At 49.9% G+C, this 14,491-nt stretch carries 11 protein-coding genes; 6 read left to right on the top strand and 5 right to left on the bottom strand.

All coding sequences use genetic code 11. From position 1 onward, the window contains the following. Positions 1-29: 29 nt before the first annotated feature. The gene (locus tag Q0X97_RS09215) at positions 30-773 is read right to left on the bottom strand and encodes a pseudouridine synthase (protein WP_302066672.1); all 744 of its coding nucleotides are present in this window, start codon (positions 771-773) and stop codon (positions 30-32) included. A gap of 319 nt (positions 774-1,092) precedes the next feature. Between Q0X97_RS09215 and Q0X97_RS09220 the strand changes: the two genes are divergently transcribed. Next, positions 1,093-1,890: a phosphatidylserine decarboxylase gene (locus Q0X97_RS09220; RefSeq protein WP_302066673.1), complete on the top strand. Its 798-nt coding sequence runs from the start codon at positions 1,093-1,095 to the stop codon at positions 1,888-1,890. 95 nt (positions 1,891-1,985) lie between these two features. On the opposite strand, the gene gloA is transcribed toward Q0X97_RS09220, so the two are convergent. After that, a complete protein-coding gene (gene gloA / locus Q0X97_RS09225; protein WP_302066674.1) occupies positions 1,986-2,393 on the bottom strand; it encodes a lactoylglutathione lyase in 408 nt (135 codons plus the stop codon). A 268-nt stretch (positions 2,394-2,661) separates the two neighbouring features. Between gloA and Q0X97_RS09230 the strand changes: the two genes are divergently transcribed. The 3 genes from Q0X97_RS09230 to Q0X97_RS09240 all read left to right on the top strand — a co-directional run bounded on the left by Q0X97_RS09230 (position 2,662) and on the right by Q0X97_RS09240 (position 6,135). Next, positions 2,662-4,197: a Re/Si-specific NAD(P)(+) transhydrogenase subunit alpha gene (locus Q0X97_RS09230; RefSeq protein ID WP_302066675.1), complete on the top strand. Its 1,536-nt coding sequence runs from the start codon at positions 2,662-2,664 to the stop codon at positions 4,195-4,197. A gap of 10 nt (positions 4,198-4,207) precedes the next feature. Further along, entirely contained in the window at positions 4,208-5,596 is a 1,389-nt protein-coding gene (pntB, locus tag Q0X97_RS09235; protein ID WP_302066676.1) for a Re/Si-specific NAD(P)(+) transhydrogenase subunit beta, read from the top strand. Positions 5,597-5,688: 92 nt separating this feature from the next. Continuing rightward, a complete protein-coding gene (locus Q0X97_RS09240) occupies positions 5,689-6,135 on the top strand; it encodes a GNAT family N-acetyltransferase (RefSeq protein ID WP_302066677.1) in 447 nt (148 codons plus the stop codon). 105 nt (positions 6,136-6,240) lie between these two features. Here the strand turns inward: Q0X97_RS09240 and Q0X97_RS09245 are convergent, their stop codons facing one another. The 3 genes from Q0X97_RS09245 to Q0X97_RS09255 form a co-directional block, all read right to left on the bottom strand. Then, positions 6,241-8,892 (bottom strand): DEAD/DEAH box helicase family protein, encoded by a 2,652-nt coding sequence (locus Q0X97_RS09245; RefSeq protein ID WP_302066678.1) that lies wholly within the window; start codon positions 8,890-8,892, stop codon positions 6,241-6,243. Between the two features lie 113 nt (positions 8,893-9,005). Continuing rightward, positions 9,006-10,601 (bottom strand): site-specific DNA-methyltransferase, encoded by a 1,596-nt coding sequence (locus Q0X97_RS09250; protein ID WP_302066679.1) that lies wholly within the window; start codon positions 10,599-10,601, stop codon positions 9,006-9,008. A gap of 411 nt (positions 10,602-11,012) precedes the next feature. Further along, positions 11,013-12,317 carry an aminotransferase class I/II-fold pyridoxal phosphate-dependent enzyme gene (locus Q0X97_RS09255; RefSeq protein ID WP_302066680.1) on the bottom strand — a complete coding sequence of 435 codons (1,305 nt, stop codon included), beginning with the start codon at positions 12,315-12,317 and terminating at the stop codon, positions 11,013-11,015. Positions 12,318-12,472: 155 nt separating this feature from the next. Here Q0X97_RS09255 and ccoG point away from each other — a divergent pair, with 155 nt between their 5' ends. Then, positions 12,473-13,912: a cytochrome c oxidase accessory protein CcoG gene (gene ccoG, locus Q0X97_RS09260; RefSeq protein WP_302066681.1), complete on the top strand. Its 1,440-nt coding sequence runs from the start codon at positions 12,473-12,475 to the stop codon at positions 13,910-13,912. A 2-nt stretch (positions 13,913-13,914) separates the two neighbouring features. Continuing rightward, entirely contained in the window at positions 13,915-14,472 is a 558-nt protein-coding gene (locus Q0X97_RS09265) for a FixH family protein (RefSeq protein ID WP_302066682.1), read from the top strand. The last annotated feature ends 19 nt before the right edge of the window (positions 14,473-14,491 follow it).

Consider the following 14,491-nt stretch of genomic DNA (forward strand, 5'->3'; position numbering starts at 1 on the left):
ATTTTTATCTTCAATATCTCCAAGACATTTCAAAACTGCTCGTCAGAGCCTAGATAACGCCATTTTCCAGGCGGTAAGCGCCCCAGCTTTACCTTACCCATACGAATGCGTTTAAGGCCGACAACGCTCAGACCGACCAGTTCGCACATGCGGCGGATTTGGCGTTTTTTTCCTTGTTTCAGAATAAAACGCAGCTGATCTTCGTTTTGCCATTCTACTTTGGCAGGCTTGAGTTTTTCTCCATCCAAGCTGAGACCATGATTAAGCAAACGCAGGCCTTCTTCATCGAGTGCGCCTTCCACGCGTACAAGGTATTCTTTTTCACTGCTGCTGTTTTCGCCGATAAGTTGTTTGGCAATACGTCCGTCTTGCGTGAGTACCAGCAAGCCTACCGAGTCGATATCCAAACGCCCGGCAGGGGCCAAGCCGAATCTGTGTTTTTTGCTAAATTCGATACGGCTGGTGTCACCTTCCCAGTGGTTTTCGGGCGTAATCAGTTCAGCAGCCGATTTGTAGCCTTTTTCAGCTTGTGCACTCACATAGCCTACTGGCTTGTTGAGCAAAATCGTTACCCGTTGTGCCTGCTTTTCATGTGCTTGTTTATTTAAGTCTATGCGGTCGGAAAGCAAAACTTTTTGGCCTAGGACGGCTGTTCGACCGTTCACTTTTACCCAGCCTTGTTCGATATAGCTGTCGGCTTCGCGGCGGGAACATAAGCCCAGTTGTGCCATGCGTTTGGAAAGGCGCATGGGCTCGTTAGATTGATCTTGCATGATGAAAAGCCTTTCAGACGGCCTGAGAAGTTTAACAAAAGCATCATTTGCAGGGCATTGCCGAGGTTTACGTCGTTATGCCTTGCAATACATCTTTCTATTCGGCACTTCTGGAAAAATTTCGGCCAGTATTGGAAATAGAAGGATTATATACGTTTCAGCAGAATGCAGGCCGTCTGAAAATAAGCTGATGGGCTGCGTGAAGTTTTTCAGACGACCTCTATGTCGCAGCGACATGCTTGCAGCCGTCCACCTTTTTACGACGTTATCGGCTATAATCAGCCAGTTCATTTTTACCAAATCTAGTAAGGACAGCAATATGCACCGTTTTTATCCTCATCCGGTCATCGCCCGCGAAGGTTGGCCGTTTATTATTGCCGGATTGGTTTTAAGCATTATTGTTACAGCTTTTGCAGGTTGGTGGTCGCTGCCGTTTTGGGTGTTTACCGTGTTTGCCCTGCAATTTTTCCGTGATCCGTCACGTCCGATTCCGCAAGATGCCGATGCCGTGTTGTGCCCGGCAGACGGCCGTATCGTTGTGGTAGAGCGTGCACTTGATCCTTACCGCGAAATAGAGGCTCTGAAAATCAGCGTGTTTATGAATGTGTTTAATGTGCATTCGCAACGTTCCCCTATCGACGGTACCGTTACTGCCGTTGAATATAATGCGGGCAAATTCGTAAATGCAGCGCTGGATAAAGCCAGCACTGAAAACGAACGCAATGCCGTATTAGTAACCACGCGCAGCGGCCGTGAAATTACTTTTGTGCAAGTTGCCGGTTTGGTGGCGCGACGTATTCTGTGCTATGCCAAAGTGGGTGATTCTCTGGTGCGTGGCGAACGTTACGGCTTTATCCGTTTTGGTTCCCGTGTTGATGTTTACTTGCCTATAGATGCGCAAGCGCAGGTATCCATTGGTGATAAGGTTAGCGCTTCCAGCACTATTCTGGCGCGTTTACCACTGGCTGCACCTGAGAAAACATCGGAAACGGCAACGGTTGAAGCGACGGAAGCTATTGATGCTGCACCTGTTCGAGACATGGGGCAAACAGAAATCGAAGCATCTGCGGAAAAGGTGCGTCAAGCAGTAGAAAAGGAACTCAATAAAGATTCCTAATAGACTCTGTGATGATATTGAGAGGCCGTCTGAAAAGTTTCAGACGGCCTTTTGATTTCAAGTCGGGCAGCGAGTAAGAGAAAGCGGAAAGACGCTTAATATTTTACCGAATCGCTGCCTGTATTTTTCTGAATGAACTCGATTTTATAGCCGTCGGGGTCTTCGACGAAAGCAATCACCGTCGTGCCGTGCTTCATCGGGCCTGCTTCGCGGACAACTTTTCCGCCTTTGGCACGCACCGCATCGCAAGCGGCATAGGCGTCGTCCACTTCGATGGCGATGTGGCCGTAGGCATTGCCCAAATCGTAGCTTTCCGTATCCCAGTTGTGGGTCAGCTCAAGCACGGTGGTATCGGATTCTTCGCCGTAGCCCACAAAGGCCAAGGTAAATTTACCGTCGGGATAGTCTTTTTTGCGTAAGAGTTTCATGCCTAAAACGTCTTGATAAAATGCTAACGATTTGTCGAGGTTGCCGACGCGGAGCATGGTATGGAGCATTCTCATGGTGGTTCCTTGATATAGATATAAACCGCAGATGCGGCAGGGTTGTTTATTTTAGCATAATCCCGTTTTCTCCAATCGGCGGCAACGGTTTGATATGTATTGAAATACTGTTTTTTTCAGACGGCCTTGCTGATAAATATGTGTTGCCGTCGTAGAAATTGTTGACATTCTTTGGTTGTATTTACGCTTGAAATTCGTTATAAAGCGATTGTTAATTTATATTTAACCGTATTTTTAATGTGACTAACGTGTTTATGAGGAAAATGAGATGAGGATTGGTATTCCGAAGGAATCTCTGCCCGGTGAAACCCGTGTAGCGTGTACTCCCGCAACCGTAACCCAGTTGCAAAAACTGGGTTTTGATGTAGTGGTGGAGCACGGTGCCGGTTTGGCGGCGAGCTTGGATGATGCGGCATACGAAGCTGCCGGTGCGCTTGTGGCGGATGCGGCGGAAGTTTGGTCTAGCCCGCTGATTTATAAAGTCAACGCACCTTCTGAAAGCGAAACAGGCCGTCTGAATGCGGGCCAAACGCTGGTGAGCTTCTTGTGGCCTGCACAAAATCCCGAGTTGGTGCAAAAACTCACCGATCAAAAAGTGAACGTGCTGGCGATGGATATGGTGCCGCGTATTTCGCGCGCGCAGGCTTTGGATGCGCTGTCGTCTATGGCGAACATCAGCGGCTACCGTGCCGTCATTGAGGCGGCGAATGCGTTCGGTCGTTTCTTTACCGGCCAGATTACCGCTGCGGGCAAAGTGCCGCCGGCGCAAGTGCTGGTGATTGGTGCGGGCGTGGCCGGTTTGGCGGCGATTGGTACGGCAAACTCGTTGGGCGCGGTGGTTAAAGCATTTGATACCCGTTTGGAAGTGGCCGAACAAATCGAATCAATGGGCGGCCAATTCCTGAAGCTCGATTTTCCGCAAGAAGCAGGCGGCAGCGGCGACGGTTACGCCAAAGTGATGAGTGAAGAGTTTATCGCGGCGGAAATGAAACTGTTTGCCGAGCAAGCCCAACAAGTGGACATCATCATCACGACTGCGGCCATTCCGGGCAAACCTGCACCGAAACTGATTACCAAAGAAATGGTGGAAAGCATGAAGCCGGGTTCGGTGATTGTCGATTTGGCGGCAGCTACCGGCGGTAACTGCGAATTGACCAAACCGGGCGAGCTGTTCGTTACCGATAACGGCGTGAAAATCATCGGCTACACCGATATGGCCAACCGTTTGGCCGGCCAGTCTTCACAGCTTTACGCCACCAACCTCGTGAACTTGAGCAAGCTGTTAAGCCCGAATAAAGACGGCGAAATTACGCTTGATTTTGAAGATGTGATTATCCGCAACATGACCGTTACCCGCGACGGCGAAATCACTTTCCCGCCGCCCGCGATTCAAGTATCCACCGCGCCGCAACAGCAAGCGCAGGCCGCACCTGTGGCGAAACCCGAGCCGAAACCCGTTCCGACATGGAAAAAACTGGCTCCTGCCGTAATCGGTGCGGTATTGGTATTGTGGATGGGTGCCGTTGCGCCTGCTGAGTTCTTAAACCACTTTATCGTATTCGTGCTGGCTTGCGTGATCGGCTATTATGTGGTGTGGAACGTGAGCCATTCGCTGCACACGCCGCTGATGTCGGTAACCAATGCCATTTCCGGCATTATCGTAGTGGGTGCGCTGCTGCAAATCGGGCAGGACAACGGCGTGGTGTCGCTCCTCGCCTTTATTGCCGTGCTGATTGCCAGCATCAATATCTTCGGCGGCTTCTACGTTACCCGCCGCATGTTGAATATGTTCCGTAAAGGTTAAGGAGGCGAGAATGTCATCTGGATTAGTTACCGCGGCATATATCGTCGCCGCAATCTTATTTATTTTTTCATTGGCCGGCCTGTCGAAACAGGAAACCGCCAAAAACGGCTGCTATTACGGCATTGCCGGCATGATTATCGCCCTGATTGCCACCGTGTTCGGCGAACAAACCTCAGGTTTGGGCTGGATCATCATCGCTATGGCTATCGGTGCGGCCATCGGCGTTTACAAAGCCCAAAAAGTGGAAATGACCGAAATGCCCGAACTGATTGCCTTGCTGCACAGCTTCGTGGGTTTGGCTGCCGTGTTGGTGGGTTTCAACAGTTTTATCGAATCGGGCAATGTATCTTCCGATATGCACACCATTCATTTGGTGGAAGTGTTCCTCGGCATTTTCATCGGTGCCGTAACCTTTACCGGCTCGATTGTGGCGTTCGGCAAACTGAACGGCAAACTCAGCAGCGCGCCCTTGCAACTGCCGCACAAACACAAGCTGAATCTGGCTGCTTTGGTGGTGTCGTTTATCCTGATGCTGGTGTTTGTATCGGCTGACGACGGCAGCTGGTTGGCTCTGATTCTGATGACCGCTATTGCACTCGCGTTCGGTTGGCATTTGGTGGCTTCCATCGGCGGTGCAGATATGCCGGTAGTAGTTTCCATGTTGAACTCGTATTCAGGCTGGGCGGCTGCCGCAGCGGGCTTTATGCTTGCCAACGACTTGCTGATTGTTACCGGTGCGTTGGTTGGCTCAAGCGGTGCGATTCTGTCTTATATTATGTGTAAAGCCATGAACCGCTCGTTCATTTCCGTGATTGCAGGCGGTTTCGGTACCGACGGTTCTTCCGCAGCAGCAGGCGGAGAAGAAATCGGCGAATACCGTGAAGTGAAACCCGCCGAAGTGGCCGAAATGCTCAAAGGCGCAAACTCAGTGATCATCACTCCGGGGTACGGTATGGCCGTTGCCCAAGCGCAATATCCCGTTGCCGAAATCACCGATTTGCTGCGTAAGCAGGGTGTGGAAGTGCGCTTCGGTATCCACCCCGTAGCAGGCCGTCTGCCCGGACACATGAACGTATTGCTGGCCGAAGCCAAAGTGCCTTACGACATCGTGTTGGAAATGGACGAAATCAACGACGATTTCCCCGAAACCGACGTGGTGCTGGTGATCGGCGCGAACGACACCGTGAACCCCGCCGCCCAAACCGACCCGAACAGCCCGATTGCCGGCATGCCGGTATTGGAGGTGTGGAAGGCCAAAGAAGTGGTGGTGTTCAAACGCTCGATGAACACAGGCTATGCCGGCGTGCAAAACCCGCTGTTCTTCAATGAAAACAGCGTGATGTGTTTCGGTGATGCGAAAGCGACTGTGGATGAGATTCTGGCGGAATTGAAGAAATAAGGCCGTCTGAAAAATATTGTGTTTGTTTAAGCGTTTAAATCGAGGCCGTCTGAAAGTTTTTCAGACGGCCTATTATTAAATAAGGCAACATCATGACTATCTCAATCCGCCCTCTCCATGAAGAACATGCCGAAGCGTGGCGAGCTTTGTGGCAGGCATATTTGGCTTTTTACCAAACCGAACTGTCGGCCGACGTATCCGACCATACATGGCGGCAGATTGTGCGCAACGAAAACATCAAAGGGCTGGCTGCATTCGACAATCAAGGCCGGATGCTGGGTTTTGCCCATATCGTTCTGCACCCCAATACTTGGAATACCACAGACTGCTGCTATCTCGAAGATTTGTTTGTTGACAGCCGGTACCGCTGGCTCGGGGTCGCCCGTTCGTTGATTGAAGCGGTTTACCGCTTGGCGGAACAACACAACTGCAACCGCGTTTATTGGGTAACGGCTCAAGACAATCATGCGGCTCAAGCCCTGTATCATCAGGTGGCGCGCCAAACCGGCATGGTGCAATACCGCAAAGATTTCCAATAAATAAGGCCGTCTGAAAAGGATTTTATGTTTATCCAAGATTTGGGGGGACAGTTCATTTTTTTCAGACGGCCTCTATGATTACTCGAACAGCGGAACGGTTATTTCTTATTCATCGGCTTCCAATTCGCTGACTTTCTGAACAACCCGATATTTCAAACCGGTACATTCTGCAAAATATTTTTTGGCAAAACCGATTTTCAGTTCTTCCTCAAGGTGCAGTTTGCTTTCGTCCACACCGCTCTGTATGCCTTTGCCGGTATTTTTGGTTTCCGCCACAAAATAGACTTTCTCGGCCTGCTCCATCACCACCGCCCAATCGGGATTGTAGTTTCCAATCGGTGTCGGTACTTTGAACCAAGAAGGCAGTTTGAAATAAAAAGCGATTTTGCCGGCGGCTTCGTCGTTGTAGTTTTCGCAATCGCGGGCGAAGCGGTTTTCCGTATCGGAATCCAGCGGGATAAAGTCGGCATAGATGGTTTTTTCAGGATTGCCCACCTTGAATGTGAAGGAATTGGCATAGAATTCCATGCCGCTTTTTTCCATTTCTTGCAGTTTTCCGATCAGACTTTGGCTATAACGGCTGTCTTCAACAATTTGATAGCGGATTCCTTCCACCATCACGCTTTGCAATGCTTGGTTGATTTTTTCGGCGGTAAGGTCGATAAAACGCTGCGGGTTGTTGGCGGCATCATTCAGACGGCCTGATTGTTTGATGATTTCAAATACTGTGCGCCGCGTTAAACCGGTTTTCTTTTGAATTTCGCCGAGTATGTCGGGTATCGCCCACTGCACATCTATATCATGGCTTCTGCTGGCGGTTTCCGTGGTTTCAATACCGTAGGTCGTGGATTGGTGTATATCGGCTTTCTGCCAGCGGATTTTTGGCTTTTGGATTGCAGGCAGCTTTTTTACGGCTTCGGAGGCCGTCTGAATCAGGCAGGCCGTGTCGTATTGCACGCGGTAGCGGGTTTTGTGTTGCAGCTTGTTCCAGATTTCAAGGAATTTCGGGTCTAAGCTGAAATTTTTGCGGTAGGTAAGTTTTGTGCGTTTGTCGGCGGATTTGATGTTGTCGCAGGAAAATGTGATGCCGCATTCGTCTTCATATTCTTTTTGCAGCGTGGCGGCAAATAATTCGTAGCTTTCGTTGGGAATCACGGTAAGGATATTCACTTTTTCATCGCGCACCCGCCTGCCGTTCCGGTTGACCGCCAGCCGCAACCCGCGGCCGATTTCCTGCCGTTTTTTGAGGGGAGAACGGGTTTCGTTCAGCGTGCAGATTTGAAACACGTTCGGGTTGTCCCAGCCTTCTTTCAGGGCGGAATGTGAAAAGATAAAGCGCAAAGGGCTGTCGAACGAAAGCAATGTTTCTTTATCGCGCATAATCAGATGGTAAGTGTCGTTGTCGGCCTGTGTTGTGCCGTCGGTGTTTTTCAGACGGCCTGTTTTTTTATCTTGCGAGAAATAGCCGTTATGCACGCCTTCGGTATTCAGGCCGTCTGAAAGCTCGCGATAAATCTCTTCAAACCACAGCGCGAATTTGCCTGCTTTGCCCTCTGCCGTGCGGTAGTTTTCCACTTTGTCGATAAAAAACAGCGACAGCACTTTAATGCCTTGCGAGTTCAGGCGTTTTTCTTTATGCAGATGCTCTTCTATGGTGCGGCGTATCTGCATTTTCATTACTTCGTCGCGCACGGCATCGCCGTTATTGTCGCGGCCGATGATGTGGCCATATGAAAAGGCGATTTTCTGAGCATCCATATCCAAACCGTCAACCATATAACCGTGGCGGTATGCTTCGTTGCCGCCCGATATTTCAAACAAATCATCACCCGATTGCACGGTAACGGTTTTTTTCTTGGTTTCTTTCTTATCTTGATAATGAATGCTTAACTTCGCTTTCAGACGGCCTCTTTGCTGCAACACTTCCAGCAATTCCACAAACGCACCGTTCACATCGTTTTCAGCCAGCACCGACAACACTTCAATCTGCTTCACCAGCTTCAAGTTATAAGCCTGCACGGGGTTTAAGCTGTATATTTTGTGGCGGCCTTCTTTGTGGGTGGCCGAATAACGCAATGTAAACAGCGGATTGAGCGATTCCAAAGCTTTCAGACGGCCTTCCGTTTCCATATTCTGCGGTTCGTCGATAATAACTACGGGGCAGGTTTGGCTGATTTGTGTGATGGGTGCTTCGCCGCTTTCGTTTTCTTTGTTAATCACATTCAAATCTTTTTCAAACGACTGGATATTGATCACCAAAATTTCAATATTGTCATTAACGGCAAAGGAGCGCAAAGCCGACAAACGGCTGCTGCTGTACTCTGCGTAATTCATCACCGGTTTATCAAACATTTCGGCAAAATGCGTGCGCGTGCTGCGCAAAGTCTGCAACACCCCCTCGCGGATGGCCACGCTCGGTACGACGATCACGAATTTTGTCCAGCCGTATTGCCGGTTCAGCTCGAAAATCGTGCGCAAATACACATAGGTTTTGCCCGTGCCGGTTTCCATTTCCACCGAAAAATTCAAACCGTGCATGCCGATGTCGGTTTCAGGTAGCCCCTTTTCGGTCTGTACCGTATTCAGGTTGCGACCTATGGTTTCCCAATCCAAAACCAACTCATTTGCCACAAAGCGGCCGGTCGAACCGCTTTGCAATTCAAAATCCCGTTTGCGGTTCGGTTGCCCTTCAAACAGGCGCAAAACCGCGTTGACCGCATCAAGCTGGTAATTCAGCGTTTCAAATTTCAGTTCCATATCGTTTTCTCTTCAAATCATCTGTTGCGCCGTACGGAGCCGGTAGGTCGGATATTTGTATCCGACGGTTTGATGGGCAGGCATTGTTGGATTCGAGAATCCGACCTATGCGCTTATATGCACATAAACACAATATCGGCTTCCTGCATCTGCAATACGGTATTGGTTTTCAGCGCATCGTTGCCGTCAAACAAACGGTCGAGTGCAACAGCTTTGGCGGGTTGTTTGGCAATCACTGCATCTATCAAATGCTCGTCGGCACGGGTAAGCAGCAGGGCAATGCGTTTGCCTGTGTCTTGATCGTCCACCCAAAACACATCATCTTCATGCGTAACGGAACAGGTGGGTTTCAAGCCCAAACGCAGCATCAGTTCGTAAGCCATATTCAGCGGTTCGGCATGTTCGGCAACGGGGTCGATAAACATGGCCAGTTGCGCCTCGAGGCCGTCTGAACCGTTTTCAGACGGCCTCCACTGTTTGAAATGGCTTTCGGCCAGCTTGAATACTTTAAAACCGGTATCAACGGTTTTTTCGGGGTGTTGTTCGCGGATTTGTTTACCTGCGCGGCGGATACGTTCTTTGGCGATTTCGGCGATGGTGTCGAAACCGGCTTTGCGTGCTTCGGATTTTTCGTCGGTTTCTTCGGGAAGTTGCACGCAGATATAGCGGCGGTTGCCTCCGTCTTCGGCGTTAAGCTGCATTACGGCGTGGGCGGTGGTACCGGAGCCGGAGAAGAAGTCGAGGATTAGGTCGTTCGGGGTTGTTGTAAGCTTTGTCATTTTTGTCAAATATGGAATTGGCTTTGGGGTATCAAAGTAAGTTTTTTTATCAAAAAGAAGTTTAAGTTCATCTGCAGCATTTGCTGTATTACTTGTATCAAGCCAAATTGTTTCGGGTACAGAGCCTGCAACTTCCGAAAGAAATAATTTTCTATAAAGCTTATCTCCATTTTCAATTAAGCGTTTTTCATCATCTAGTTTTTTCATAGTATCTAAACCGACCAACCACTCTCGTTCCGGATAATAAGTGCCGTTATTTGTTGTATATTCATATCTACTGCCACCTTGATTTCCTCTAGCCCACAGTCCGAGTATGCGGTAACTCCCTCTGCTATCATTGTCTGGATTTTTATATGCTTTTAATGTTTCAGCTTCTATTTCTAATTTATTAAATTGAACCAATTGGATATTTTTTGAATATGCAATTAGATATTCATGAACTCTGCTCAAATTCGGTGCACTATTATCTTTGCCACGTTTTCTGTGCCAAGTGATTTGACTAACAAAATTCTCCGCCCCAAACACCTCATCGCACAACAGTTTCAATTGAGCCTGTTCGTTATCGTCGATTGAGATAAAAATCACGCCGTCGTCGCGCAGCAGGGTTTTCGCCAGATGCAGGCGCGGCAGCATCATGGAGAGCCAGTTGCTGTGGTAATGGCCGCTTTCTTTGCTGTTTTTGCGCCATGCGCCTTGGAATACGCCGTCGCGTTTCAGGTAGCCTTCGTCGTCTTTGTCGCCGACGCGGCGGGCGTATTCTTCGCGGGTTTCGCTGAATTTGTCGGGATAGATAAAGGAATCGCTGCCGGTGTTGTAGGGCGGGTCGATATAAATCATCTTCACGCTGCCGGCATAGGCTTTTTGCAGGATTTTCAGGGCTTCGAGGTTTTCGGCTTCGATAAAGAGATTGTTTGTGCCGTCGAAATCCACCGATTCGCCTCGGCAGGGAATCAGGGTATTGGATGTGGGCGTTTGCAGCGTGCGGTAGGCTTCGCTTTTGCCGGCCCAGTTGAGCTGGTAGCGTTCGTTGTGGTGGGCGAGGTTCTCTTCACCGAAGATGAGCCTGAGTTTTTCCCAGTCGATTTGGTCTTCGCAAAAGGCTTCGGGGAAGAGGGATTTTAGTTTTAAAATGTTGTTTTCAATGTAATTATGCTGTATAATTTCGGTTCGGTTCGGTTCGGTTCGGTTCGGTTCGGTTCGGTTCGGTTCGGTTCGGTTCGGTTCGCCATTCTTTTGTCCTCTGTATTTGAAAAATATAATAATAACAGTTTAGCCAATGTGTTATCAAAGGCCGTCTGAAAGTTTTCAGACGGCCTTTTACTATTTATTAATAATTATTAATCAGTAAATCGCTTTGCCGTTTACTGCCAGCGTTTCTGCAATATCGTCGGCCAGTGTTTTGCAGTCTGCTAGGGTTAGGTTGCCGATGGTGATGCGTACGGCGGGTTTTTTGCCGAAGTTGAATGAAGCGCCGCTTTGTACGGCCCAGCCTTTGGCGGCGAGGAATTGGATGATTTGGGATTCGTTGGGGACGGGCAGCCAGATGTGCTGACCTTCACCTGTGCTGCCGGGAACATAGATGCCGTGTTGTTTGAGATGGGTAATCAGGCTGTCCCGACGGCTTTGATAGCTTTCGGCGATGTTGGGGAGGCCGTCTGAGTCCAGTTGCTGCCAAAGGTACAGGGTGATGTGTTGGAGAAGTTTGCTTATCCAGCGCGGGCCGAGTGAGAAACGTTTTTTCATGGCTCGCAGGGTAGGGCCGTTGCTGGCGGCAATGGCGATGCGGGCATCGGTGCCGAGAAATTTGCTGGTGGAGGTGCTGTAAATCCATTCGTTGGTAAAGCCTTCCATGCCGTGGAAGGGTTTGCGGCTAAGGGCCGCCCAATGGTCGTCGATAATCAGGAGCGGATTGTGGCGGCTGAGCCATTGTTGCCATTGCTGCCAGCGGTTTTTGCTGTAACAGATACCGGTCGGGCTGTGGGCGCGGGCGGTCAGGATAACGGCGGAAACGTCATCGGGCGATAGGTCGGAAGGGATGAGGGCTCCTTCTTCGTCCATTTCCGCTGCTACGGCTTCCAGACGCAGATGCGAGAGCAAGGCGGGCAGAGGCAGCCAACAGGGAGACTCTATCAACACTTTGGCTCCCGGCATGCAGCGTTGAGTGAGGGCGCGCTCGATAATTTCGAGGCTGCTGGAAAGCAACATGGTTTCGGTATGTATGCCGGTGTTTCGGTCGAGCCAGTTTTGGATAAACGCCATCAGTTCGGGGCTGTCGCCGTGGCAGCCTACATCGGTGGAAAGTCGGTAGCTTTCCAGAATATCGGGATTAAGTTCGGGCAGCAGCCGGTGGTCGATGTTGCCGGAAGCCAAGTCGACGAGATTGGGAGGAACGGCGGTTTCGGTGTGCAGGATTTCGGTTTTGGGCGGGACAAAGCTGCCGCGTCTGCCGTCGGTTTCGATAATGCCGGCATCGCGCAGTTGTTTGTAGGCGGCGGACACGGTGTTGGCATTAACATGTAAATCTTCGGCCAATGTGCGTACGGTGGGCAAGCGGTAGCCTGCTGGCCAGCTTTCGTTGCGGATAAGTTGTTCGATGGAGCGGGCGATATTGACAGCGGTATTCCCTTTGGGTTTTAATTCACTCATACAAAGTCCATTTTGTATTAATACATAAACTTTAAATAGGTTTTGCATATTTGGCAAGTGCTTTCAGACGGTTTGCTAAGGTTTATCAGGCCGTCTGAAAGTTTTATAATGCTCGGATAAAAAAAGCTTGTGAATAAATATTAAGGAACACCGTCATGTCAACTGAATCACGGGAACAACAGTCTAATCCGCCGAAAGAGCAGGTCATCCATCTTTATCAAGGCAGCAAGCGTATTCATCCGAAGTTGGCAAAAGGGCGTTTTGCCAACTTGCGTGTATTGGCGATTTTTGCGACGCAATTTGTGTTTTATGTGCTGCCGTGGTTTAACTGGTCGGGGCGGCAGGCGGTTTTGTTTGATATTCCCGAGCGGCATTTTTATATTTTCGGTTTGTCGTTGGGAACGGGGGATTTGATTTATCTGGCCGGCTTGCTGATGATTTCGGCATTCGGCCTGTTTTGGTGGACGACCATCGCGGGCCGCCTGTGGTGCGGTTATGCCTGCCCGCAAACGATTTACACCGAAATGATGCTGTGGATTGATCATTTGGTAGAGGGCGACCGCAATAAACGGTTGAAGTTGGAAAAAGAGTCGTGGAATTTCCGCAAAATCCGCATTAAGGCGGTTAAATACTTATTGATTTTTGCGGTCAGTGCGTGGACGGGTATTACGTTTGCGGGATGGTTTACGCCGATTCGAGAGTTGGTGCCGAGTATTTTCAACTTTACCGTTGGCGGCGGTGTGCTGTTCGCGGCGGTGTTTTACGGCTTTATGACTTGGCTGATGGGCCACATGATGCGCGAGCAGGTGTGCAAATACATGTGCCCGTATGCGCGTTTCCAAAGTGCGATGTTCGATCGTGATACGTTGATTATTTCTTATGATGAAGAGCGCGGCGAACCGCGCGGTGCCCGTAAGAAAAATGTGAGCAGGGAAGAAAGCCCTCTTGGCGACTGTATCAACTGTACGATGTGTGTGCAGGTGTGTCCGGTGGGTATCGATATCCGCAACGGATTGCAATACGAATGTATCGGTTGCGCGGCTTGTATTGATGCCTGCGATGAAATCATGGATAAGATGAATTACCCGCGCGGTTTGATCCGTTACACCACCGAGGCCGCGTTGGAGCATCAATACCCTGAAAACGCCATTAAAAAACGCCTGCTCCGCCCGCGTGTGCTGGGTTACGGCATTGTGTTGCTGTTGGTGGTTGCGGCATGGATTACCGGCATCGCAACACGCGAAACGCTGGAAGTGGATATTATTAAAGACCGCGGTGTGATGGTGCGCGAAAATTCTAAGGGCTGGTTGGAAAATGCCTATAATCTGCGCGTGATTAATGCCAGCGAGCAGGAGCAGATTCTCACGGCCAAGGTAAGCGGTTTTGAAGAAATCGCACTTACCGGTCTGCCTGCCGAGGGCTTGAAAGTGCCGGGTGGCGAAACCATTACCATTCCGGTACAGGTTTCGACGATTCCCGAATACGCCGGTAAAGGCAGCCATCCGATTGAGTTTGAATTCAACTATCGCGAAGTGGACGATCCTGCCGCCGAAACACGTACCATCAGCAGTAAAGCATCATTTATTGGAGAGTAATATTGGCAAATCCGCAAAAGTCTAAAGTTTGGTACAAAGAGCCGTGGCCGTGGATTCTGATGGCCGGCCCTGCCATTGTGGTTGTGGCGGCATTCGTTACGTTCTATCTGGCGCAGAAAAACGCAGCCGATTTGGTGTCGGATGATTACTATAAAGACGGTAAACATATCGACATCCAATTGCACCGAGATGAAGAGGCTTTAAAGCGTAACATCCATGCGCAAGTGTTGATCAGCCCCGACCATAATGCGGCCAAAGTGTTCGTAAGCGGAGATTTTGATCCGAAAGAAGCGGTTAATCTGGTGTTGCTGCATCCGGCTAAAAAAGCCGGCGATCAAACGGTGAAATTGCAGGCGGCTCAGGGTGGGGTTACGTCGGGCGGTAAATCGGAATACAACGCCGTATTCAAACCGCTGCCCGATACAAACCACTGGTATATTCGTGTGGAAGATGCGGCCGGCAAGTGGCGTGTGGAAGATAGATGGATCGTGAGTCAGGGTAATGCGGTTGACCTGAAGCCGATGGAAAAATTGCTTGCTCCGGCAAGTGCGGCACAATAATAAGGGTTTCGGTTAAAGA

Source organism: Neisseria sp. MVDL19-042950 (assembly GCF_030504625.1).
Lineage (GTDB): Bacteria > Pseudomonadota > Gammaproteobacteria > Burkholderiales > Neisseriaceae > Neisseria.